The sequence below is a fragment of the Micromonospora sp. WMMD967 genome (genome assembly GCF_029626165.1).
GTDB lineage: Bacteria > Actinomycetota > Actinomycetes > Mycobacteriales > Micromonosporaceae > Micromonospora > Micromonospora taraxaci.
Genome location: NZ_JARUBK010000001.1, coordinates 2,876,560 through 2,899,665 on the forward strand (window position 1 = coordinate 2,876,560; position 23,106 = coordinate 2,899,665).

At 70.3% G+C, this 23,106-nt stretch carries 21 protein-coding genes; 16 read left to right on the top strand and 5 right to left on the bottom strand.

Features of this window, described 5'->3' with window-relative positions; translation table 11 throughout:
* Window positions 1-8: 8 nt before the first annotated feature.
* Window positions 9-1,763: an ATP-binding protein gene (locus O7631_RS13490; protein WP_278144525.1), complete on the bottom strand. Its 1,755-nt coding sequence runs from the start codon at window positions 1,761-1,763 to the stop codon at window positions 9-11.
* Window positions 1,764-2,319: 556 nt separating this feature from the next.
* Here O7631_RS13490 and O7631_RS13495 point away from each other — a divergent pair.
* From O7631_RS13495 to O7631_RS13525, 7 genes are all read left to right on the top strand, one after another.
* On the top strand, window positions 2,320-3,024 hold the full coding sequence (locus O7631_RS13495) for a hypothetical protein (RefSeq protein WP_278144526.1): 705 nt from the start codon (window positions 2,320-2,322) through the stop codon (window positions 3,022-3,024).
* Between the two features lie 3 nt (window positions 3,025-3,027).
* A complete protein-coding gene (locus O7631_RS13500; RefSeq protein ID WP_278144527.1) occupies window positions 3,028-3,513 on the top strand; it encodes a hypothetical protein in 486 nt (161 codons plus the stop codon).
* 30 nt (window positions 3,514-3,543) lie between these two features.
* Window positions 3,544-4,095, top strand: a complete 552-nt coding sequence (locus tag O7631_RS13505; protein ID WP_278144528.1) for a hypothetical protein — start codon at window positions 3,544-3,546, stop codon at window positions 4,093-4,095.
* Between the two features lie 57 nt (window positions 4,096-4,152).
* Entirely contained in the window at window positions 4,153-4,290 is a 138-nt protein-coding gene (locus O7631_RS13510) for a hypothetical protein (RefSeq protein ID WP_278144529.1), read from the top strand.
* A gap of 54 nt (window positions 4,291-4,344) precedes the next feature.
* Window positions 4,345-4,893: a hypothetical protein gene (locus O7631_RS13515; RefSeq protein ID WP_278144530.1), complete on the top strand. Its 549-nt coding sequence runs from the start codon at window positions 4,345-4,347 to the stop codon at window positions 4,891-4,893.
* A gap of 125 nt (window positions 4,894-5,018) precedes the next feature.
* The gene (locus O7631_RS13520) at window positions 5,019-5,537 is read left to right on the top strand and encodes a SigE family RNA polymerase sigma factor (protein WP_269680410.1); all 519 of its coding nucleotides are present in this window, start codon (window positions 5,019-5,021) and stop codon (window positions 5,535-5,537) included.
* Window positions 5,530-6,276 (top strand): hypothetical protein, encoded by a 747-nt coding sequence (locus tag O7631_RS13525; protein WP_278144531.1) that lies wholly within the window; start codon window positions 5,530-5,532, stop codon window positions 6,274-6,276. The genes O7631_RS13520 and O7631_RS13525 overlap by 8 nt, the downstream gene beginning before the upstream one ends.
* A 112-nt stretch (window positions 6,277-6,388) precedes the next feature.
* On the opposite strand, the gene O7631_RS13530 is transcribed toward O7631_RS13525, so the two are convergent.
* On the bottom strand, window positions 6,389-7,135 hold the full coding sequence (locus O7631_RS13530; protein ID WP_278144532.1) for a pyrimidine reductase family protein: 747 nt from the start codon (window positions 7,133-7,135) through the stop codon (window positions 6,389-6,391).
* 150 nt (window positions 7,136-7,285) lie between these two features.
* Here O7631_RS13530 and O7631_RS13535 point away from each other — a divergent pair, with 150 nt between their 5' ends.
* The 6 genes from O7631_RS13535 (at window position 7,286) to O7631_RS13560 (ending at window position 13,947) form a co-directional block, all read left to right on the top strand.
* Window positions 7,286-7,849, top strand: coding sequence for a plasmid pRiA4b ORF-3 family protein (locus O7631_RS13535; protein ID WP_278144533.1), 564 nt, complete (start codon window positions 7,286-7,288; stop codon window positions 7,847-7,849).
* Between the two features lie 329 nt (window positions 7,850-8,178).
* Window positions 8,179-9,465: an extracellular solute-binding protein gene (locus O7631_RS13540; RefSeq protein WP_278144534.1), complete on the top strand. Its 1,287-nt coding sequence runs from the start codon at window positions 8,179-8,181 to the stop codon at window positions 9,463-9,465.
* Window positions 9,466-9,574: 109 nt separating this feature from the next.
* The gene (locus O7631_RS13545; RefSeq protein ID WP_278144535.1) at window positions 9,575-10,546 is read left to right on the top strand and encodes a sugar ABC transporter permease; all 972 of its coding nucleotides are present in this window, start codon (window positions 9,575-9,577) and stop codon (window positions 10,544-10,546) included.
* Window positions 10,547-10,556: 10 nt separating this feature from the next.
* Window positions 10,557-11,399 (top strand): carbohydrate ABC transporter permease, encoded by an 843-nt coding sequence (locus O7631_RS13550; RefSeq protein ID WP_278144536.1) that lies wholly within the window; start codon window positions 10,557-10,559, stop codon window positions 11,397-11,399.
* Window positions 11,396-12,817 carry a GH1 family beta-glucosidase gene (locus O7631_RS13555; protein WP_278144537.1) on the top strand — a complete coding sequence of 474 codons (1,422 nt, stop codon included), beginning with the start codon at window positions 11,396-11,398 and terminating at the stop codon, window positions 12,815-12,817. The genes O7631_RS13550 and O7631_RS13555 overlap by 4 nt, the downstream gene beginning before the upstream one ends.
* A gap of 83 nt (window positions 12,818-12,900) precedes the next feature.
* Complete coding sequence (locus O7631_RS13560) at window positions 12,901-13,947, top strand: LacI family DNA-binding transcriptional regulator (protein ID WP_278144538.1); 1,047 nt, start codon at window positions 12,901-12,903, stop codon at window positions 13,945-13,947.
* Window positions 13,948-13,979: 32 nt separating this feature from the next.
* Here O7631_RS13560 and O7631_RS13565 read toward each other — a convergent pair whose 3' ends face one another.
* Together O7631_RS13565 and O7631_RS13570 are read right to left on the bottom strand one after the other, a co-directional pair.
* Window positions 13,980-15,191 carry an acyl-CoA dehydrogenase family protein gene (locus O7631_RS13565; RefSeq protein ID WP_278144539.1) on the bottom strand — a complete coding sequence of 404 codons (1,212 nt, stop codon included), beginning with the start codon at window positions 15,189-15,191 and terminating at the stop codon, window positions 13,980-13,982.
* A complete protein-coding gene (locus O7631_RS13570; protein WP_278144540.1) occupies window positions 15,191-16,270 on the bottom strand; it encodes a phosphotransferase family protein in 1,080 nt (359 codons plus the stop codon). Before O7631_RS13570 ends, O7631_RS13565 begins: the two co-directional genes overlap by 1 nt.
* Window positions 16,271-16,420: 150 nt before the next feature.
* Here O7631_RS13570 and O7631_RS13575 point away from each other — a divergent pair, with 150 nt between their 5' ends.
* Both O7631_RS13575 and O7631_RS13580 read left to right on the top strand, forming a co-directional pair.
* Window positions 16,421-17,122: an amino acid-binding protein gene (locus O7631_RS13575; protein WP_278144541.1), complete on the top strand. Its 702-nt coding sequence runs from the start codon at window positions 16,421-16,423 to the stop codon at window positions 17,120-17,122.
* Between the two features lie 89 nt (window positions 17,123-17,211).
* Window positions 17,212-18,273, top strand: coding sequence for a GNAT family N-acetyltransferase (locus O7631_RS13580; RefSeq protein WP_278144542.1), 1,062 nt, complete (start codon window positions 17,212-17,214; stop codon window positions 18,271-18,273).
* A gap of 23 nt (window positions 18,274-18,296) precedes the next feature.
* On the opposite strand, the gene O7631_RS13585 is transcribed toward O7631_RS13580, so the two are convergent.
* A complete protein-coding gene (locus O7631_RS13585; RefSeq protein ID WP_278144543.1) occupies window positions 18,297-19,862 on the bottom strand; it encodes an aldehyde dehydrogenase family protein in 1,566 nt (521 codons plus the stop codon).
* 345 nt (window positions 19,863-20,207) lie between these two features.
* Here O7631_RS13585 and O7631_RS13590 point away from each other — a divergent pair, with 345 nt between their 5' ends.
* Window positions 20,208-23,105, top strand: a complete 2,898-nt coding sequence (locus O7631_RS13590) for a glycoside hydrolase family 9 protein (protein ID WP_278144544.1) — start codon at window positions 20,208-20,210, stop codon at window positions 23,103-23,105.
* The last annotated feature ends 1 nt before the right edge of the window (window position 23,106 follow it).

A 23,106-nucleotide genomic window follows, 5' to 3' on the forward strand; every position in this document is an offset into this window, starting at 1 on the left:
GCCCTCAGCTAGAACGGGATGTCGTCGTCGGAGCTGCCGCCGCCGGAGCCCACCACGGCGAACGGGTCGGCGGACTGGGTGATCGAGCGCAGCGTCTCCGACGGCGCCCGACCGGCCTCGGAGACCCGGGTGGCCCAGGCCGGGAACGGAAACTCCAGGCACAGCGGCACCGGGATGTCCGGCTGGTTGACGAACATGGTGCCCGGCTTGGCCAGCAGCGCCCGCTGGCGCTGGGCGGGCGGGAGGAAGCCGTACTCCGGGCGGGACGCCTCGGCCGGGTCGAGCCGGCCGACCACCCGGATCGCCGAGTTCGTGACGATCCGCCGTTCCACCTCGCTCGCCGTCTGCTGCGCGCCGATCAGGATCACGCCGAGCGAGCGGCCCCGCTCGGCGATGTCGAGCAGCACCTCCTTGATGGGGGAGGAGCCCTCCCGGGGGGCGTACTTGTTGAGCTCGTCCAGGACGACGAAGAGCAGCGGCTTCGCGGTGCCGGCCTTCTCCTTGCGTTCGAACTCGCTCTTCAACGTCACACCGACCACGAACCGCTGCGCCCGGTCCGGAAGGTTGTGCAGGTCGACCACTGTGACCTGCGCGGACTCACTGGTGTTGATCGAGTGCGGGCGGCGGGTCGCCAGGTCGCCACGGATCAGCCGGGCGAGGTCCTTCTTGCTGCCGATCAGCCGCCGGGCGAACGCGTTGACGGTGCCCAGGCCGACCGCGCTGCCCGCCCAGTCGGAGCGGGTCTCGTCATCGTTGAGCTGGTCGACGATGTGGTCCACCAGATCGCCGTAGGAGCCGAGTCGGACCCCGTCGATGCTCACCCCGCCGTCGGCCGGCTGGGCGTAACGGGCCAGGTGCGCCGCCACCGAGTGCACCACCATCGTGTACTGCTGGCGTTCGTCGTCGGCGTCGGCGAAGACGTACGGCAGCAGACGGTCGGTGCAGAACTCGGCGAGCGTCCAGTAGAAGCTGTCCACCCCGGTGAGCCGGCTGCTCACGTCGGGAGTGCCCGACGAGTCGCCGGGCCGCGGCGGGGCGTACACCCGCACGTCGGGGAACGCGCCGGCGCTCAGCCCCAGCTTGGCGTACGCGGCGCGGGTGGGCTCGTCCAGGCGGGTGTTGGGGTGGTCGAGGAAGAGCAGGTCCTCGCCCTTGACGTTGAAGATCAGCGCCTTGGCGTTGACCGCGTCGCCCCCCAGCACCCCGGAGCGGAACACCGAGTAGAGCAGGAAGGTGGCGAAGCTGGTCTTGGTCGCCACACCGGAGATGCCGGAGATGGAGACGTGCGCGCCGCGGCTGCCGTCGAGGAAGTCGGCGTTGAGGTAGACCGGGACGCCATCGCGGCCCATTCCCATCGGGATGCGCCGCTCCATCCGGTCGAAGTGCAACGCGCGCGCCCGGGCGTCACCCTCGGCCCGGTGCACCACCATGCCCGGCGTCGGCGGAACGTACAGCTCCGGGTCGACGCGCGTGGTGGTGATCTCGGCCGCCTCCTGCACCTGCGCGGGCAGCGTGCCGTCGGCGATGGCGAAGACGTCCGAGTCGAACTGGGCGCCCTCGTGCCGGGCGCGGACCTGGGTGACCACCCCGGCGATGGTGACGGGCTCCCGGTCCGGTAGCTCCCGGCGGGTCACCACCACGTCGTCGAGTTGGAGGTAGCTGCCGGGCGCCACGGCCGTCCAGAACTGCAGCGGGGTGGCGTCGGCGGTGCCCAGCACGCGCCCGACCGCCTCGCCGGGGCTGTCGAGGTCGGCGTCGGTCATCGGGCGACTCGGGTCGCTCGGTCGGGAAGCATGCTGTGCATCCTGCCCGAGGAGTACGACAGGTCGCCACGCGACGCGGCGGACGACACCATGCGCCGTCACACTCATGACGCTGGGTGTTCGATCGGACGCGCGTGGTGGAGGGAGTCAGGTCGGCGAGCCACGCGCGGCGAGCAGCGCCCGGACGCCCGGGCTGCACACCGGTTGAGTCGGCGCGTCTTGTCCGATCGAGAGCAGATGCCCGGACGGTGAATCGATCCGGGCGGTGGGCTCGTGTTGGATCGGATCGGCGCGCGGAGGGTATCGCGGGCTGAAGCCGCCGCCCTTCGCGAATCCATTGCATTCGTTCACGTCGTTGCGGATGTCGCCAATTGCGCCGCCCTGCCGAGATCTTAGCCCGTTTCGGGGCATTCGTATAGGCAAGTGCGACATGGGATTGGGGGCATGGCGGGCCGTCTGTCTCCCGTATTCTCGGGTCGCCGTGATCACAGTGTTTTGGGCTGGGGGTCTTGTCGATCCGGTATTCCGATAACTCGTCCTGGCGAAGGGTGGGCCGATGGCTCCTTCGGTAAAAACGCAGATCGCTGTGGCACCTGATGGTCGGAGAGTCACTGTCTCCTGCCGCGCAGAGCGCCTTCAGGAAGAGTGGTTCTGGCATGCGCGGTTGACAAGTAAGACCTTTGCGATTTCGGTGGCAGTCGGACGGCCGCAGTACGCGGCTGACAGCGTCGCTGCCGGTGGCTATCAGCTCAGGGAGAGGGTGAGCTACGGGGCCCATCCGCTTACGGTTTCCGTCTCTCCCGAGGGTGAGGGGTATCTGGTCACCTGGGAGTCGACTCATCACAGCCTGGTGTTCGGAGGGCCGGGTCAGGCTCCCCGGCTGCAGGACATCATCACCCTTCTCGACGAGCTCAGGCCGCAGGACGGCGTCGATGGCCTGCGGCTTCGCCCAGCGCCGGGGAGCGAGACCGTCATGTGGGGTCTTTTCGGCGTTAAGTTCACCGATGCTGGGATGGTTTCCTTCTATCCGCGGCAGGAAGCGACGGGACTGGTGCCGGATCAACCGGGGCTCTCCGTGCCGGCCGGCGACCTCTGGCGTAAGACGATGGGCTCCCCTGACGGCAGTGCGGGTCAGAGCAAGTACATCCTCGCGAACGATAGCTCCGTGGCGGTGCTCGACGACGACTTCGGTCGTGCCGCGACCATCACGCAGGCTGCTCAGGAAGCCCTGCTCTCCTCCCTCTCCGTGAAGTGGTCGTAGGTCGTGACCTCGATCCTGGCGGCGGCTCTCGTGGCCGCGTGGGCGGCGATTGTGTTGCTGTTCCTCGGATACAGCGCCCTACTGGGGCAAATCAGGGAACTCAAGAGCGGGCAGCCAACCGGAGGCGGCGTCTCGCACCCGGAGCTCGCGGCGCCGTCGGCCGTCGGCCGGACAGTCGCCTTGGTCGTCGGTTCTGGATGCGCAACGTGTGCAGAGGTGTTGCCGGCATGGCTGACGCTGGTGCCCCAGCTCGCCGACGCCGGTCATCGGCCGGTACTGCTGAGCATCGACAACTCCACGGGTTGGGCCGAGCACGGCGCTGAAACCTTCATGCTGGGCTCGGAGTTGTCCGCGCCATTACTGCTGGCGTATCAGCCAGCTCTCCTGCTGTTTGACGAGTCCGGAGCGATTGTGTCTGCCGAACCCGTCGGTTCCGCACTCGGGCTGCAAGAGTATTGCGCACCGCTACTCGGGCTCGTCTCCTCCTGACCGCGGCTGTCCTGAAGAAAGGCTCTCGACATGTCCTCTTTGTTGGACCGGATCCCGACAATCGAATTTCAGGCCGAAGCAGGAGGCGTGGGTTCGGGTGCCACGCCGATGTCCAGTCGCCCACCGGCTACACCGTCGCAGCCCGTCCCGGCCCGCTCGACGATCGAACGACGCTCTTTTCTTCGCGCGGTGGTGGTCGGGGGAGGTGCGCTGGCTGTGACGATGTTCGGTTGGGTTGGCGAGCGCATCCCCGCCTTCGCAGCGAAAGGTGACCGGGTCACGCTGCATCCGACCCACTGCATGGGCACGAATACCAGTGGCGATGTGCCCTGTTGGGGGCGGCAGTACATTGGTGGGACCTACTGCGGCTCGGACGGCCGGCACCGCACCGACACCGTCAACATGGGCACCTATGACCGGCTCTACAGTTGGGAGGCCGCCTGCGGCGGCTATGCGGGCTGGTACTGGGTCAATGACCGCGACGTCCAGACTCGCTGTTGGGACGGGCGCTACTACACCATCGTGCATGCGACCGGCCTCAAGAGCGGCCCCTACACCACCTGCTGCAAGAAGACGGTGTAAGCGACGATGACCGCCCCGGTACTCGGTGGACTCGGCAAGTTGGCATCACCTCTGCAGATGGCGTACGTCGTCGTGGCAGGAACGATCGCGCTGGCGGTCGCCTCGCTGCTGTCGCCGTTCGCCGTCGGAACTGTTCTGATATCTGCCTGCGCGGTTGGGGTGGCGGCCGGATACTCGACGTCCGGATCTGTTTGAAGCCACAACTCAGCCGCGTTGCTGACCTCGTCGGTCTGGCGGGGAACGAAGAATGTGAACTACTTCAACCACGGTCTCCTTCTGGGAGGCACCGCGTCCGGCCTGTTGTTGCTGCTGCCAGCCGCGGCTGTGCAGCTGCTTCCGCTGGTCGTCCGGGAGGTCTCCCTGGTGATCGTGGTCGTGCTGGCGGTTCTTTGTGAGGTTCGGATCGTGCCCTTCCGGCTTCCGCAGAATGCACGCCAGGTGCCGAGCTCGATCATGGTGCGGGCGGACGGCAGCGGTGCCCTGCAGTTCGGCTTCGAGATGGGTACTGGACTCCGTACGTTCGTCCCGACCCAGTTGCCGTACCTGCTGGTCGCTCTGTCCCTCCTGATAGCGCCGTGGTGGGCGGCGCCGATGATGGGTACCTGCTTCGGATTCGGCCGGACCCTCATGGTCCGATCGGCCGTCAGTTCGGGTGATGCCTCGCAGTGGGATGCCCGATTCGCCAGCCATCGCAGGACGATCGTCGCGCTGTGTTGGATCGCTGCTCTGGGGGCTCTGACCGTCATCGTCGCCGTGCTCCCCGATTCGACGCTCGTCGCTTCGCTGCCGTTCCGGTAGCCGCCGTCGTGGGCCAGTTGCCGCTCCGAGCAACTGGCCCACGGCCCGAGAGTTCGAGGGCAATCGCTGACCGCCGGGACTCAACTTCCCGGGCGGCGGTCGCGTTACTTAGGTATGGAGCACCCATGAATGACGACTTCGGCACTTTCGTCGCGACGAGCGGCCCTCGACTGCTCCGCTTCGCCGTTCTGATCACCGGGCAGCGGGCCGATGCCGAGGATCTGCTGCAGGAGGTGTTGGAGCAGGCATACCCCCGCTGGCGGGCGGTCCGGCAGCGGCAGCCGGAAGCCTATCTGCGCCGTGCCATGACCAACCGGCTGGCCAGCCGATGGCGCTCACCGTGGAACCGACGTCGGGTGGCGCACCTGCCGGATGCGGCGGCGCAGCCGGACGAGATGGCTCGGGTCGATGACCGGGAGGTGCTTCTGGCGGCGATGCGGGAACTTCCGCCGCGGATGCGGGCCGTTGTGGTGTTGCGGTACTGGCTGGGTCTCTCCGAGGCGGAGGTAGCCGCCGAACTGGACTGTTCCACGGGCTCGGTGAAGAGCCAGGCTTCCCGTGGGCTGCACCGCTTGCGAGCTCGGCTGGAAGCTGCCGGTGTGACCCCACTCGACCTCGACCTTGCGGAGGACAACCATGCGTGAACACGAGGTGGCTGACCTGCTCGACAGCGCTGTCGCGTCTGTCGAACTGCCGTCCGGTCTCGCCGGACGGGTCGTTGCCGGAAGCCGGGCGCGTCGGCGCCGGCGCCTGCTGGCGGTCGGTGCGGTGGCGGTTATGGCCGCTGCGGGGGCACTGCTGCTTCCGCAGGTGGACCCGCTCGGCCGCGATGGCGGCAGCGACGTCGGGGGCGCCGAGCCCGGCGCGCCTGCCGACGTCCCGACCGGGATCCTCGGTGCCGACGGTCGAGCGGTGACAGAGGCCCAGATTGTCGCCGTCGGTCGGGCCGGGTCGGAGACGCTTGTACTGGTCAACCGGGAGCCACGTGCCGAGGAGCGGTCCGTCGGGGGGAAAGCGGCCGAGGTGTGGGTCGCCCCGTACGGGGGCGGTGCGCGACGGTTGCACGACTACCTCTCGTACGATCTCGCGTGCGTCGACGGTGACGCGGTTTGTGCAGCCGTCCGGTCCACGGGCAGCGGGCTGGGCGTGGCCGTGGCCCGGCGCTCAGGTGGCCGGCTCTACGTGCTGGTCCAGGCCCCGCAGGGGCGTACCGTCGAGGTCGTGGCCGACGGCGTGCCGCACTCGCTCGGCCCGGCCCCGCGCGGCGCGGTGACGGAGGTGGTCGCCATCGAGCCGTACGACGAGGTGCAGGTCTGGGCGAGCACCGCGGACGGCCAGCGCTACCGGATCCCGTGGGCTCCCGGCGCGGTCCTGAACGACTGAGCCCCGGCACACCGGGACGCCTGCCGCAGCCCTCGCCGACCCGAGCGCCGCAGCCTGTGCGGGCATGCTGGGCGGGTGGTGTCGATGTCGGTCGCCCTTCGACGAGCGGGTCCTACCGCCGGGCGTGGCGGAGCATGAGGACGCCGTCGTCGGCGGCGAGCACGTGGCGCAGCGGCAGGCGCCGGGGCGGGGCGGTGTCGCCGGCGGTGATCCGGCCCGGTCCGGGGCCGGCGAGCAGGGGCGAGACGGTCAGGCACAACTCGTCCACCAGGTCGGCGGCGGTGAGCGCGCCGAACAGGTGCGGGCCGCCCTCGCAGAGCAGTTGGGTGAGCCCGCGCCCGTGCAGCGCGGCCAGGCCGGCGGCCAGGTCGACCCGGTCGGTGCCGCAGCGCAGCAGGTCGGCGACGTCGGTGAGGCCGGGCGGCGGGTCGGCGTCGGCGTGGGTGAGGACGATCGGGCGGGTCGGCGCGTCGGCGAAGGCGGCCTGCCCCGGGTCCAGGTCGAGGGAGCCGGAGACGACCACGAGTGTCGGATACTCCGCGAGCCCGTTGGCCCGACGCCAGGCGCGGCGGGTCTCGTTCAGGCGGACCGCCCGGTACGCCTCGTGGCGAAGCGTCCCGGCGGCCACCACCAGCGCGTCGCAGACCATCCGCAGCAGGCCGAACACTCGTTTGTCCGGCTCCCCGGAGAGCCCGGCGGAGTAGCCGTCCACGGTGACCGCGCCGTCCAGGCTGGAGACGAAGTTGACCCGCAGTCGGGGCTGGTCGGAGCGGCCGTAGAGGGCGGTCAACGCGGCATCGTCGAGCGGCTGCGCCGACGGCTCGGGCCAGAGCCGTCGGATCGGAATTCCGACGGTCATTCGCCGGCCGGACCAGTGACCGGAGGGGTCGGTTCGGCGGTACGGTGCTGACAGTCGCACCAGTTCCGGCCCGGGCAGTCGTCGTGTCGCCGGGCCCGGCACGCTCCGCAGATCATGCTCGCAGCCTAAGCCGCGGGAGGACAGGACAGCATGCCGCGTCAGATCTTCCAGCTGAAGATGTCCCTGGCCAGCGTCCGCCCACCGGTGTGGCGGCGGGTCCTCGTGCCGGCCGGCTACACGCTGGACCGGCTGCACCGGGTGGTGCAGCACGCGATGGGGTGGCGGGACTGCCACCTGCACTCGTTCGAGATCGACGCCGTGCAGTACGGCGAGCCCGACCCGGACGGCGAGTTGGGGCTGCACGACGAGTTGGACGCGCGGTTGGACGCGGTGCTCGGCAAGGGCAGCAGGTTCTCCTACACCTACGACTTCGGCGACTGGTGGGAGCACGACCTGGTCGTGGAGGACGCGCTGACCGTCGACCCCGACGAGCGGTACCCGGTCTGTCTGGCCGGGGAGCGGGCCTGCCCGCCGGAGGGCATCGGCGGGCCGCTGGGTTACCGCGCGCTCCTGGTGGCCATGGACGACCAGGCGGCACCGGCCGATCTCGCCGACCCGCGCCTGGCGTTGCTGCGTGACTGGGCCGGTGCCACCTTCGACCCGTCCCGCTTCGACGCCGACCGGGCGACCACGCTCCTGCGCCGCTTCTGCTGAGCCGACCCCCGGGCACCGTCTGGCGTCGTCTGCCCTGTCGATCAAGAGATTTGCGTCAGCGAGACGGCGATTTCCGACCGAAATCTGTTGATCACTTTGGGTTATGGGGTGGTCAGAGTGGGTGTGGCCTGGGGCGGAAGGGGCTGCCGGGGCGCGCGGTAACGATCTGGGAACGCTCCCAACGTCCTATTGACACTCCCGTTACCCGACGGCAATCTCATGGGAGCGCTCCCGGAGGTGGCATGGGTCACTCACGCTCCCCGGCCTGGCGCGATGAGCACACCCCCACCACACCCATCAGCCTCACCACCGGAAAGAGGGGTCAGCGAATGAGTGTCACCACGCGGCGTACCCGCCTGGCGGCCGCTGCCCTGGCCGCGATCACCGCAATCGGCGGTCTCGCGGCCTGCGGCAAGGACGACGACAAGCCGGCTGCCGGCGAGAAGCCGACCAAATTGGTCGTCGACACCTTCAGCGAGTTCGGCTACGACGAGCTCGTCAAGCAGTACGAGAAGGACACCGGCATCAAGGTCGAGCTGCGCAAGACCGCCCAGCTCAGCGAGTACCGGCCGAAGCTGGTCCGCTACCTGGCCACCGGCAAGGGCGCGGCGGACGTCACCGCCCTGGAAGAGGGCATCCTCAACGAGTTCAAGGCCAACCCGCGCAACTGGGCCGACCTCAACCCGCTGATCGCCGACCACTCGAAGGAATACCTGCCCTGGAAGTGGGAGCTGGGCAAGGCGCCCGACGGCCGGCTGATCGGTCTGCCGACGGACGTCGGCAGCCTCGGCGTCTGCTACCGCAAGGACCTGTTCCAGGCGGCCGGCCTGCCCACCGAGCGCGACCAGGTGTCGGCGCTCTGGTCGGACTGGAAGGGCTTCCACGAAGCCGGTCTGAAGTACAAGCAGGCCACCGGCAAGGCGTTCGTCGACTCGATCACCGCCGTCTCCAACGGTGTGATGTTCCAGGGCAACGGTGATCTGTTCTACGACAAGGAGAACAACATCATCGCGGACACCAGCCCCGCGGTGAAGAACGCCTGGGACACCGCCACCTCGATGGCGGACATCTCCGCCAAGGCGCAGACCTGGTCGCCGGAGTGGTCGGGTGGCTTCAAGCAGGGCACCTTCGCGGTCACCTTCTGCCCGTCCTGGATGCTCGGCATCGTCTCGGACAACTCCGGCCCGGCGAACAAGGGCAAGTGGGACGTCGCGTCCGTGCCGGGTGGCGGCGGTAACTGGGGCGGCTCCTGGCTCGCGGTTCCGGAGCAGAGCAAGTACCCGAAGGAGGCGGCGAAGCTCGCCGAGTACCTCACCAACGCCAAGAGCCAGGTGGAGGCCTTCAAGCTCAAGGGCCCGCTGCCGACCAACCTGGAGGCGCTGAAGAACGAGGCGTTCCTCAGCTACACCAACGAGTACTTCAGCAACGCGCCGACCGGCAAGATCTTCGGTGAGAGCGTCGCCAAGATCCAGCCGACCCACCTGGGCCCGAAGCACCAGGCGGTGAAGGAGAACGCGTTCGAGCCGGCGATGCGGGCCTTCGAGAACGGCCAGCTCGACAAGGCGAAGGCCTGGGAGCAGTTCACGAAGGACGCAAAGACTCAGGGTGCCTTCTGAGTGATTCCCTGCCGGTGGCGTTCGGGGTTTCCCGGACGCCACCGGCCGGTCCCCTCCGCGTAGCGCCCTGCGCGAGGGCCCCCGGGCCTCGCCGGAAAAGGAAATTCGTATGAGCCTGTCGGCCACGACGGCACCGCCGTCGCCAGCAGCACCGCCTTCTCGCGACGTCTCTTCCCGACGTAATCGGGGAAGGTTATTCAACCGTCTCGACGTCAAGTACTCGCCGTACCTCTACATCGCCCCGTTCTTCGTGATCTTCGGCGTGTTCGGGTTGTACCCGATGGTGCGTACCGCCTGGATGTCCCTGCACGACTGGGACCTGATCGGCGACCACTCGTTCATCGGCTTCGACAACTACACCCGGCTGGTCAACGACGAGTACTTCTGGAACGCGCTGGTCAACACGTTCGGCATCTTCGCCCTGTCGACCATCCCGCAGCTGTTGCTCGCCCTCTTCCTGGCGAACCTGCTCAACCGGACCTTCCTGCGTGCCAAGACCTTCTTCCGGATGGCCATCTTCGTGCCGAACGTGGTGTCGGTGGCCGCGGTCGCGATCGTCTTCGGAATGCTGTTCCAGCGGGAGTTCGGCCTCTTCAACTGGCTGCTCAGCCTCGTCGGCGTCGACGCCGTCGACTGGGACGGACAGCGGTGGAGCTCCTGGTTCGCCATCTCCTCGATGGTCAACTGGCGGTGGACCGGGTACAACACCCTGATCCTGCTGGCCGGCATGCAGGCGATCCCGAAGGACCTCTACGAGGCCGCGGAGATCGACGGCGCGAGCCCGTGGCGGCAGTTCTGGCAGATCACCCTGCCCATGCTCAAGCCCACCTTCATCTTCGTGGTCATCCTGTCCACGATCGGCGGCATGCAGCTCTTCACCGAGCCCCTGCTCTTCGCCAACGGCAACATCCTCGGCGGCAACCAGCGGGAGTTCCAGACGCTGGCCATGTACATGTACGAGATGGGCATCGAGAACCTGAGCACCGCCGGCTACGGGGCCGCGGTCGCCTGGGCGATCTTCATGATCATTGTCGTGGTGTCGCTGTTCAACTTCCTACTCGTCCGCCGTTCGGCGAAGTGAGGAGCGAGCGATGACTTCGGCTTCCCGGCGCCTGTGGCGCACCAGCCCGCTCACCTACGTTGCGCTCGTCCTGGCGGCGCTGCTCTCGATCTACCCGTTCTACTACATGATCGTGATCGGCACCCGCAGCCTGGACTCGATCAACGACGTGCCGCCGCCGTCCACGCCCGGTGGTGCGTTCGGTGACAACTTCCAGCGGGTGCTCGACAACGACGCCGCCAACTTCTTCACCGGCATGATGAACTCGATCATCGTCTCCTCGGTGGTCACCGTCTCGGTGGTGCTCACCGGTTCGCTGGCCGGGTTCGCCTTCGCCAAGCTGCGGTTCCGGGGCAGCAACGCCCTCCTGCTGGCGATCATCGTCACCATGATGATCCCGACCCAGATGGGGCTCATCCCGCTCTGGAGCATGATGCAGGACCTGGGGTGGTACGACACCCTCTACGCGGTCACCGTGCCGTTCCTGGTCAGCGCCTTCGGCGTGTTCATGATGCGGCAGTACGCCAGCCAGGCGATCTCCGACGAGCTGATCGAGGCCGGTCGGGTCGACGGGGCCAGCACGTTCCGGATCTACTGGAACATCGTGTTGCCCGCGCTGCGTCCCGCCGCCGGTGTCCTCGGTCTGCTGACCTTCATGGAGACCTGGAACTCGTTCCTCTGGCCGTACGCCATCCTCACCCCGGAGAACCCGACCCTCCAGGTCTCGCTCTCCTTCCTCTCGTACGCCTACTACACCGACTACTCCCAGGTGTTCGCCGCCACGGCGATCGGCACCATCCCCCTGGTCATCGTGTTTCTCGTGTTCGGCCGCCAGATCATCGGCGGGATCATGGAAGGTGCCGTCAAGTCGTGAGCAACCCCGCCAGCCCGCCCGCCGTCGACGTCCTCGACGAGCGCCCCGGGCTGACCTTCCCACCCGGATTCCTGTGGGGAGCCGCGACCGCGGCATACCAGATCGAGGGGGCTGCGGCCGAGGACGGCCGCACCCCGTCGATCTGGGACACCTTCAGCCACACCGACGGTCGCGTCGTCGCCGGGCACACCGGCGACGTCGCGTGCGACCACTACCACCGGCTCGGCGGCGACGTCGCGCTGATGGCCGAGCTGGGCCTCAAGTCGTACCGTTTCTCGGTCTCGTGGTCCCGGGTGCAGCCCGGCGGCGTCGGCGCGGCCAACCCGAAGGGGTTGGACTTCTACCGGCGACTCGTCGACGAGTTGCTGGCCAACGGCATCGAGCCGTGGCTGACCCTCTACCACTGGGACCTGCCGCAGCCGCTGGAGGACGCCGGCGGCTGGCCGGCCCGGGACACCGCGGCCCGCTTCGCCGACTACACCACCCTGATGGCCGACGCGCTCGGCGACCGGGTGCGCTACTGGACCACGCTGAACGAGCCGTGGTGCTCGGCGTTCCTCGGCTACGGCTCCGGCGTGCACGCGCCGGGCCGCACCGACGGGGCGGACGCGGTTCGCGCCGGGCACCACCTGATGCTCGGTCACGGCCTGGCCGTGCAGGCGTTGCGGGCGGCCCGGCCGGCTGCCGAGGTGGGCGTGACGGTCAACCTCTACCCGGTCGACCCGGCCACCGACGCCCCCGCCGACGTGGACGCGGCGCGGCGCATCGACGGGCTGGCCAACCGGTTCTTCCTGGACCCGCTGCTGCGCGGGTCGTACCCGGAGGACCTGGTGGCCGACCTCGCCACGGTGACCGACTTCGACCACGTGCAGGACGGCGACCTGGCGACCATCTCCGCGCCGCTGGACCTGGTCGGGGTCAACTACTACAGCCGGCACGTCGTGGCCGCGGCGGTCGAGGGCGACCCGGTTGACCCGTCCCCGTCGTGCTGGCCGGGCAGCGAGGACGTCCGGTTCGTCACCCGGGGCGTCCCGGTCACCGACATGGGCTGGGAGATCGACGCCCCGGGCCTGCGCGAGACCCTGAACCGGGTGCACGGCTACACCGACCTGCCGTTGTACGTCACGGAGAACGGCTCCGCGTTCGTCGACTCGGTGGTCGACGGGGAGGTCGACGACGTCGACCGGCTGGCCTACTTCGACGCGCACCTGCGCGCCGCGCACGAAGCGATCGACGACGGGGTGCCCCTGCGGGGATACTTCGCCTGGTCGTTGATGGATAATTTCGAGTGGGCCTGGGGTTACACCAAGCGGTTCGGCATGATCCACGTCGACTACGACAGCCAGGTTCGCATCCCCAAGTCCAGCGCCAAGTGGTACGCCTCGGTGATCCGGCGCAACGGTCTGGCCGCACAATAGGCTCGGGCCAGCCATCAGGACGGGTCCCGGCGTCCACCTCACGCAGGTGGCGCCGGGTCCGCCCGCCGTCGGAGGAGCACACCATGACAACGCAGCGCACCCGGTCGCTCGGGCGCCCGACCCTCGACGCGGTCGCGGCGCGTGCCGGCGTCGGCCGGGGCACGGTCTCCCGCGTCGTCAACGGCTCGCCCCAGGTCAGCCCGGAGGCCCGGGCCGCTGTCCAACAGGCCATCGCCGAGCTGGGGTACGTGCCGAACCGGGCCGCCCGTGCGCTCGTCACCCAGCGCACCGACTCCGTCGCGCTGGTGGTGTCCGAGTCCGGCGAGCGGGTCTTCACCGAACCTTTCTTCGCCTCGATCGTGCGGGGGATCAGCTCCGGGCTGCTGGAGACGCCGATGCAGCTCTGGCTGGCCATGGCGCAGTCGCCGGTGGAGCGGGAGCGGGTCGAGCACCACCTGACCAACCAGCACGTCGACGGCGTACTGCTGCTCTCGTTGCACGACTCCGACCCGCTGCCGACGTTGCTGGAGGAGCGGGGGCTGCCCGCCGTGCTCGGTGGTCGGCCCGCCCGGATGTTGCAGCCGGGCGCGCAACCGGCGTGGTTCGTCGACGTGGACAACGTTGGCGGGGCCCGGCAGGCGGTCGAGTACCTGACCGGGCTGGGGCGCCGGCGCATCGCCACCATCGCCGGACCGCAGGACATGGGTGCCGGCCTGGCCCGTCTGGCCGGCTACACCGAGGCGGTCAAGGCCACCGGGGTCGGGGTCAACCCGGACCTGATCGCGTACGGGGACTTCAGCGAGGGCAGCGGCACGGCCTGCATGCGCCGACTGCTGGACGCCTGCCCGGATTTGGACGCGGTCTTCGTCGCGTCCGACCTGATGGCGTTCGGCGCGTTGCGTACCCTGCGCGAGGCCGGCCGGCGCGTGCCCGAGGACGTCGCGGTGATCGGCTTCGACGACGCGACGATCGCCCTCCAGGCGGACCCGCCACTGACCACCGTCTTCCAGCCGGTGGAGGAGATGGGCCGGCAGATGGCACGTCTGCTGGTCGCCCGGATCCGTGGCGAGGAGCTACCCACCTCGCACATCCTCCTGGACACCCAACTGGTCCACCGAGCCTCCGCCTGACCGCCCGCCCCGGGCCCGGCCCGGGTGGGGGGTCAGGAGGCCCAGCGGCGGAGTTCGCGCTTGGCCAGGGAGTTGCGGTGGACCTCGTCGGGGCCGTCGGCCAGGCGCAGGGTCCGGGTCTGCGCCCAGAGGGCGGCCAGTGGGGTGTCCTGGCTGACGCCGGCGCCACCGTACCCCTGGATGGCTTTGTCGATCACCCACTCCGCCATCGCCGGGGTGCCGATCTTGATGGCCTGGATCTCGGTGTGTGCGCCCTTGTTGCCGACGGTGTCCATCAGCCAGGCCGTCTTGAGCACCAGCAACCGGGACTGCTCGATGCGCACCCGCGACTCGGCGATCCACTCCCGGACGACGCCCTGCTCGGCGAGCGGACGGCCGAACGCGACCCGCTCGTTGGCCCGCTTGCAGAGCAACTCCAAGGCCCGCTCAGCCATCCCGATCAACCGCATGCAGTGGTGGATCCGGCCCGGACCGAGTCGGGCCTGGGCGATGGCGAAGCCGGTGCCCTCGGCGCCGATCAGGTTCTCCGCCGGCACCCGGACGTCGGTGAAGTCGATCTCGGCGTGGCCGCCGTGGGATCCGTCGGTGTAACCGAAGACGGTCATACCGCGGCGGACGACCACGCCGGGCGTGTCCCGGGGGACCAGCACCATGCTCTGCTGACGGTGCCGTTCGGCCGACGGGTCGGTCTTGCCCATCACGATGAAGATCTCGCAGCGCGGGTCCATCGCGCCGGACGACCACCACTTGCGCCCGTTGATCACGTACTCGTCGCCGTCGCGGGTGATCCGGGTGGCGATGTTGGTGGCGTCGGAGGACGCGACATCCGGCTCCGTCATGCAGAACGCGGAGCGGATCTCGCCCTCCAGCAGGGGCATGAGCCAACGCTGTCGCTGCGCCTCCGAGCCGAACTCGGCCAGCAGTTCCATGTTGCCGGTGTCCGGTGCCGCGCAGTTGACCGCCTCCGGCGCCAGGTGCGGGCTGCGCCCGGTCAGCTCGGCGAGCGGAGCGTACTGCAGGTTGGTCAGGCCGGCCCCGTAGCGCGGATCGGGCAGGAACAGGTTCCACAGACCGCGCTTGCGGGCCTCCGCCTTCAGCTCCGCCAACACCGGGGTACGCGACCACGGGTCACCCGCGGCCACCTGCTCGGCGTGCACGGCCTCGGCCGGGTAGACGTGCTCGGTCAGGAACCGGGTCAGCTCGTCGCGCAGCTCTTCGGTCCGGCTGTCGTATGAGAAGTCCATCACCGCTCCCTGGCGGCGGTCAGCCCGTGCGCGACCAGCGGTGCCACCATCTCGCCGATCCGGTCGAAGCCCTCGCCGAGCGTCTGCCCGAGCGTGTGCCGGTAGTGGATGCCCTCACAGATGACCGCGAGCTTGAAACAGCCCAGCGCCACGTGCCAGTGCAGTGGCCCGACGTCCACGTCGCTGCGCCCGGCGTACCTGTCGATCAGCTCGGCGCCGGTGGGGAAGCCGGCGCGCGGGCCGAGCCCGTCGGCGACCGGGTTGCCCGCCGCGGTGTCGCTGTCGCCCAGCACGTCCCAGTACGTCAACAGCAGCCCGAGGTCGGCGAGGGGGTCGCCGAGGGTCGCCATCTCCCAGTCGAGCACCGCGTGCACGGCCACCGGGTCGGCCGAGGCGAGGAGATTGTCCAGCCGGTAGTCGCCGTGCACGATCCGGCCGGCGTTCGCCCCCTCCGGGGCGGTCGCCGCGAGCAGGTCACGCAGCTCGTCGATGCCGGGCAGTGGGCGGCTGCGCGAACGGTCGAGCTGCCCGGCCCAGCGGCGGACCTGCCGGGCCAGGTAGCCCTCCGGGCGGCCGAAGTCGCCCAGCCCGACACGTGACGGTTCGACGCTGTGCAGCGCGGCGAGGGTGTCCATCATCGCCATGGCGAGGGCTCGACGGCGCTCGTCGCCCAGCGGGTCGGTCTGCGCGCGGGTGCGGAACACCTCGCCGGGCATCCGTTCCATCAGGTAGAACGGCGCCCCGATCACCTCCGGGTCGGTGCAGAGCAGCAGCGCGCCCGGGACCGGCACGTCGGTGGGGGCCAGCGCCGAGATGACCCGGAACTCGCGGGCCATGTCGTGCGCGGTCGCCAGCACGTGCCCCAGCGGGGGACGGCGGAGCACGACCTCGCGGTCACCGAGGCGCAGCAGGTAGGTGAGGTTGGACTTGCCGCCGGCGATCAGCTGGGCGCGCAACGGCCCGACGAGCAGCTCGGGGCGGTGCTCCGCGAGGTAGTCGCGGAGGCGGTCCAGGGCCAGCCCGGCGGGGGAGGTGGAAACGGCCTCCGGCCGCGACGCATCGACGGCCGGATCGCTCATCCGACTAGTTGATGGCAGCCCGCTCACGTTGTCAAGGTCAGATTTTCCCCTCGGGACATGGCCCTGCAACAGGGACGAAATGGTCATCTACCAGGCTGGGACCAGCCTGCCGGCCGCGTCTGGGCCGGCCCGCCGAGCGGAGGGACAGACATGTTGCTGCGAGTTCGGGTCACCCTGCCGGACCGTCCGGGCACGCTCGGCCAGGTCGCCCGCACGCTGGGCGTCTCCGGCGCGGACATCGTCCAGGTGGTGGTCCTCGAACGTCTCGGCGGGCGCGCGGTGGACGACTTCACTGTGGTCTGGCCGGGCGCGGCCCGGGTGGAGCGACTGCTCGCCGGCCTGGCGGCGATTCCGGGGGTGCGGGTGGACGGTGTGTGGCGGGCGATCGGCGCGCCCACCACCACCGGTCAGGACGCGGAGCTGCTGGCGCAGGTCGCGGCCAACCCGGCGGACGGGCTCGCCACCCTCGTCGACGCGGTGCCGGGGCTGCTGGCAGCCGACTGGGCCGTCGCCGCCGTGGTGCCCGTCGACTGGGCCTCGCGGACCGGGGGCGGCGGGGCGACAGTGGGGCACGCGAGCTGGCGTACCCCGGTGCCGTTGCGGTTGCCGGAGGTGACTCCGCTGCGCGGTCGGTCGATGACCACGCCCGACGGCACCCACCACGCGGTCGCGCCGTTCGGCCGGGCGGGCCTGGTGCTGGTCGTGGCCCGCGAACGCACCGAGACCCTGTCCGCCGCCGCGTTCCACAGCACCGAGGTGGACCGGCTCACCCAGCTCGTCCGGGCCAGCACGGTGATCCTCGGTGACCGGCTCGACCTGGTCGGCGCGCCCCCGGTGGTCGCCGGCCCCTGAACGGGCCGAGGAGTTCCCGGCTCGACACCGCCGAGCAACCGGGCGGCAACAGGCGGGGGTGAGGCTCTTACCGGGGAAGGGAGCCAACCATGACGTTGTGGCGGATCCGAGCGACAGTGGACGACCGGCCGGGTTACCTGTCGGTGCTCACGGCCAGCCTCGCGCTGCGCGGGGTCAACATCCTCACCGTTCAGGTGCAGCCCACCGAACAGGGCGCGGTGGACGACTTCCTGGTCGACGCGCCGGACGCACTCGACGAGGCCGAGCTGGTCGCCGCCGTCGAGCGAGGCCGGGGCCGGGACTGCTGGGTGGCGCGCAGCGAGGCGCGCGGCCTGGCCGACCAGCCCACCCGGGTCCTCGGGCTGGCCAACCGGCTGGTGCGGGACCCGGACGCGACCGGTGAGGCGCTGCGGGCGCTGCTCGGCGCCGACTCGGTCAGCTGGCGACCGGCGTCGGTCGGCGTCGACCGGGGGATCGCCGGCGCGAGCATGACGTTGGCGGACCCGGCGGGCGGCTCGTTCGCGCTGCGCCGGGCCGCGCCCGCGTTCACCCCGGCGGAGTACGCCCGGGCGCAGGCCCTGGTCGAGCTGGCCGCCACCGTGGTCCGTCGGGCCGCCGAGCAGGTCACTCTGGTGCTGCCCGACGGTGCCGAGGTGGCGGTGCGACCGGCCTGCGCCGACGACCTGCCCGGCGTACGGGAGCTGCACGAGCTGTGTTCACCGCGCAGCCGGCACCGGCGATACCTGGGTGGGGCGGCGCTGCCGCGGCCGGACCGGCTGCGTCGGTTGCTGGAGCCGAGCCGAGGGCTGACCCTGATCGCCACTGCCACCGACGACGGCGGTGCGGAGTCGGTTGTCGCGCTGGCGAACCTGCTCGGTGAGGGCGACGAGGCCGAGGTGGCGCTGCTGGTGCGCGACGACTGGCAGCGGCGGGGGCTCGGGTCGGCGTTGCTGCGCCGGTTGGTCAAGCACGCCGACGACGCCGGGTACGCGGCGCTGGTGCTGCACGTCCAGGCCGAGAACACCCCGATGCTGCGTACCCTGCGCCGATTGGGCCGGCCGGACTCGACCGACCGCGACGGCCCGTTGCTCACGGTGACCGTCCCGCTCATCCCGCAGAGGGAGGGCTCCCTGCTGACCCCGAGGGGGTAGCAGGGGCCCTTCCGCGCCTCGCGTCAGGTGGCGGGGTAGCTGCTGTAGTCGGGGAAGTTGCCGTAGAGCCGACCGCTGCCGCCGACGGTGACGGCCTGGACGAGGAGGTCGCCGCCGACGAACGCGCCCTTCCAGGAGGCGCCCCGGCCGCCGAACGGTTCGTCCCGGTCACCGCGTGAGCGCGGCTTGTTGATGCCCACCTTGAAGGCCTGCAGGTCCACGGCGAGCTTGCCGGCCTCCTCGGTGTCGTCGCAGGCCAGCGACGCGACCAGCGCGCCGTTGGACGCGTTCATCGCGGCCAGCAGTTCATCGGTGGTGTCCACCACGACGATCGTGTCGACCGGCCCGAAGGGCTCGGCGTGCATCAACCGGGACCGGCCGGGCGGGGCGAGCAGCACCGACGGTGCCACGTACGCAGAGGTGTCCTGCCCGGGCAGGAACGGGGCGCCGGTGAGCTTGCCCCGGTGCAGGGGCACCGCGCCGCCGCGTACCGCCTCGTCGACCTTGCGGTGCAGCTCGTCGGCCTTGGCCGCGCTGATCAGTGGGCCGAAGTCCAGCTCGGGCAGCGGGTCGCCGGATGCCCAGTCGTCGCCGACGGCGAGCGGGTGGCCGAATCGGACCGAGCGGACGACCGGCAGGTACATGTCGAGGAACTCGTCGACGAGGTCGCGCTGCACGACGAAGCGGGGGTACGCGGTGCAACGCTGCTTGCCGTACTCGAAGCCCTTCCTGAGGTGGGCGGCGAGGACGTCCCACTGGGAGAAGTTCCAGATGCCCCAGGCGTTGAGGCCCTCCTGCTCGATGAAGTGCCGCTTGTCGCTGTCGAGCAGCGCGGCGGCGACCTTGCCACCGTTGGAGCGGCCGCCGACGAAGGCGACGGCACCGATCTCGGGCGCCCGGACCAGCACCTCGGACAGTTCCTCGCCACCGCCGCTGACGAGGGTGGCGGGCAGACCGGCGCGGCGCAGCAACGCGTGCGCGACGGTCAGACAGACCGCGCCGCCCTGGGACGGGGTCTTGGCGATGACGGCGTTGCCGGCCAGCAGCTGCACCAGCTCGGCGTGCACCAGGACGCTCATCGGGTAGTTCCACGACGCGATGTTGCTGACCGGGCCGGGCAGTGGCTCGCGGCCGTCGGCGAGCATCCTGTCGATCTCGCCCGCGTACCAGCGGACGCCGTCGAGCGCCCGGTCCACGTCGGCGCAGGCCAGCCGCCAGGGCTTGCCGATCTCCCAGACCAGCAGCATGGCGAGCAGGTCGCGGTGGGCGGTGAGTGATTCCAGCGCCTCGCCGACGCGGGCCTTACGGTCGGCGAGCGGGGTCAGTGCCCACTCCCGATGTGCGGCGGCGGCGTGGGAGACCGCGGCGCGGGCGGTGTCGGCGTCGAGTCGGGACAGGTTGACGACGACGGTGTTGTCCACTGGGGTGCGGACCGGGGCGGGCTGGCCGTCCGCCCGCCATTCGCCCTCGATCAGGTTGTGCAGAGTGGTGACACCGTCCACCTCGGCGCCGAACGCCTCCGGTGTGGCGGCCACCGCGCGGGCCAGAACCTCGGACCAGGCGGTGCCGTCGGCGAGTCGTAATGCCATCGCTTCTCCTCAGGGTCGACCGGGAACGGCGGCGTCGATGGCACCGCTGATGGTCGTACTGTCTCGCGCGAAGTAGCAGGTCGGCAACGGTGTGTCCCCATTTCTGGGGTCGCCGCCCCGGGTGCCTGGGGGAGTCCGAGACCGCCTCGCGGACCGTGGGGGTGGGCCGGTCCACGTGCCGGCTCTTCCCAACGTCGCGGCCGGCAGCTAGATTGACGCTCATCTGTGGGAGCGCTCCCGGAGCGCGTCCCGGCTCCACCACCACCGCCGCCGGGCACCCGAAGCAACCCGAAGCCGTCCCGCCTCGGTCGGGCTGCCCGGCGGCGCCACCGACAGGAGTCCGCGATGTCCTACCCGGAACGGATCCGCCGGCGGTCTGCTGTGCAGCCGGTGCGAGACCAGCCCTGGCCGCGGCGGCTACTGGCCGCCGGGGTGGCCCTGCTCACCGGTCTGTCCCTCGTGGTCACCGGGCCGATGTCGTCGCCGGCCTCGGCCGCGCCGGCGACCTACAACTACGCCGAGGCGTTGCAGAAGTCGCTGCTCTTCTACGAGGCGCAGCAGTCCGGCCGGTTGCCGGACTGGAACCGGGTCTCCTGGCGCGGCGACAGCGCGCTCACCGACGGCGCCGGCGCGGGCCTGGACCTCACCGGCGGCTGGTACGACGCCGGTGACCACGTCAAGTTCGGGTTCCCGATGGCGTTCAGCGCGACAATGCTCGCCTGGGGCGCGGTGGAGTACCGCAGCGGCTACGCCTCCTCCGGACAACTGCCGCACCTGCTGAACAACCTGCGCTTCGTCAACGACTACTTCATCAAGGCGCACCCGTCGGCAAACGTCCTCTACGGGCAGGTCGGCAAGGGCGACGACGACCATAAGTGGTGGGGTCCGGCCGAGGTGATGCCGATGGCGCGGCCCGCGTACAAGATCGATGCGAGCTGTGGCGGCGCGGACCTGGCGGGGGAGACGGCGGCGGCGATGGCCGCCTCGTCCATGGTGTTCCGACCCACCGACGCGACCTACGCGGACAAGCTGCTCACCCACGCCAAGCAGCTCTACACGTTCGCCGACACGGTACGGAAGTCGTACCACGAGTGCATCACCGACGCGACGAGCTTCTACCGGTCGTGGAGCGGCTGGCAGGACGAGCTGGTGTGGGCCGCGATCTGGCTGCACCGGGCCACCGGCGAGGCCAGCTACCTGGCCAAGGCCGAGAGCGAGTACGACAAGCTCGGCACCGAGAACCAGACCACCACCCGCTCCTACAAGTGGACGATCGCCTGGGACAACAAGCAGTTCGGCGCGTACGTGCTGCTGGCCAACCTGACCGGCAAGCAGAAGTACGTCGACGACGCCAACCGCTGGCTGGACTACTGGACGGTCGGCGTCAACGGGCAGCGGGTGCCCTACTCGCCGGGCGGGATGGCGGTACTCGACTCCTGGGGCGCGCTGCGCTACGCCGCCAACACCTCGTTCGCCGCGCTGGTCTACAGCGACAAGACCACCGACGCGACCCGCAAGGCGCGCTACCACGACTTCGCCGTCCGGCAGATCAACTACGCACTCGGCGACAACCCGCGCAACTCCAGCTACGTGATCGGGTTCGGGGCCAACCCACCGAAGAACCCGCACCACCGCACCGCGCACGGCTCCTGGTGGGACAGCCAGACCGTGCCCGTGGAGACCCGGCACACCCTGTACGGCGCGCTGGTCGGCGGCCCGTCGTCGGCCAACGACGCGTACAGCGACAGCCGGTCGGACTACGTGATGAACGAGGTCGCCACCGACTACAACGCCGGCTTCACCTCCGCGCTGGTCCGGCTGACCTCCGAGTACGGGGGCACGCCGCTGGCGAACTTCCCGGTCGCCGAGACGCCGGACATCGACGAGCTGACCGTGGAAACCACAGTGGCGCAGGCCGAGCCGCGGGCCACCGGACTGAAGGTGATGGTCTACAACAAGTCCGCGTTCCCGGCCCGGGCGCTCACCGACGGGAAGTTCCGGTACTACTTCCGGCCCGACGGCACCGGCCCGGTGCAGGTCACCGCCGGCTACACCCAGGGCTGCCCGTCCCCAACCACCGCGAAGCAGTACAGCGGTGACATCTGGTACGTCGAGGTCGACTGCACCGGCTACACCATCGCCCCGGCCGGTCAGTCGCAGCACCGGATGGAGGTGCAGTTCAAGGTCGGCGTGCCGGAGGGCGGCACCTGGGACCCGACGAACGACCCGTCGTACCAGGCCACCGCCGGCCCCAACCGCAAGGTGCCGCTGTACTCCGGCACCACCCGCGTCTGGGGCGAGGAGCCGGGGCCGGTAGTGCCGGACACCACCGCGCCGACCGTCCCGGGCACCCCGGTGGCGTCCGCCCTCGGGCCCCGCACCGTCACCCTGACCTGGGCGCCGTCGACCGACAGCGGCGGCAGCGGCCTGGCCGGCTACGACGTCCGCGAAGTCCAGGTCAACAGCGACACGGTAGTGGTCCGGCCGGTCACCGGCACGACGTTGACCATCACGACGCTGCTGCCAGCGACGTCGTACGAGTTCACCGTCGTGGCCCGCGACGGCGCCGGCAACACGTCGGCCGCCTCGCCGAAGCTCACCGTGACCACGCCGCCGGCCGGCACCGCCGACACCACGGCGCCGACCACGCCCGGCACGCCTGTCGCGTCGGCGGTCACCGCCACCGGGCTCACCCTGGCCTGGACCCCGTCGACCGACAACGTGGGCGTCACCGGGTACCGGGTCTACCGCGAGGCCGGCGCGACCGACGCGCTGGTCGGCTCGCCGACCGGCACCACGGTCGCGGTGACCGGGCTGACCGCCTCCACGGCGTACCAGTTCTACGTGGTGGCCGTGGACGCGGCCGGCAACACCTCCGCGGCGTCCGCGCCGGTCGCGGTGACCACCGCGGCCCCGCCGGTCGGTGGCACCTGCTCGGTGGGGTACGCCACGACCGACTGGAACACCGGCTTCACCGCCACCGTGACGATCACCAACACCGGCACCACGGCGATCAACGGCTGGACCCTGCGGTTCAACTTCACCGGCGGGCAGACCGTCAGTCAGGGCTGGTCGGCGGCGGTCAGTCAGAGCGGCGCGGCGGTCACGGCCACGAACCTGTCCTACAACGGCACGCTCGCGCCCGGAGCGTCGGTGAGCTTCGGCTTCAACGGCGCGCACAGCGGCACCAACCCGAAACCGGCGGCCTTCACAGTGAACAACACCACCTGCGCCATCGTCTGAG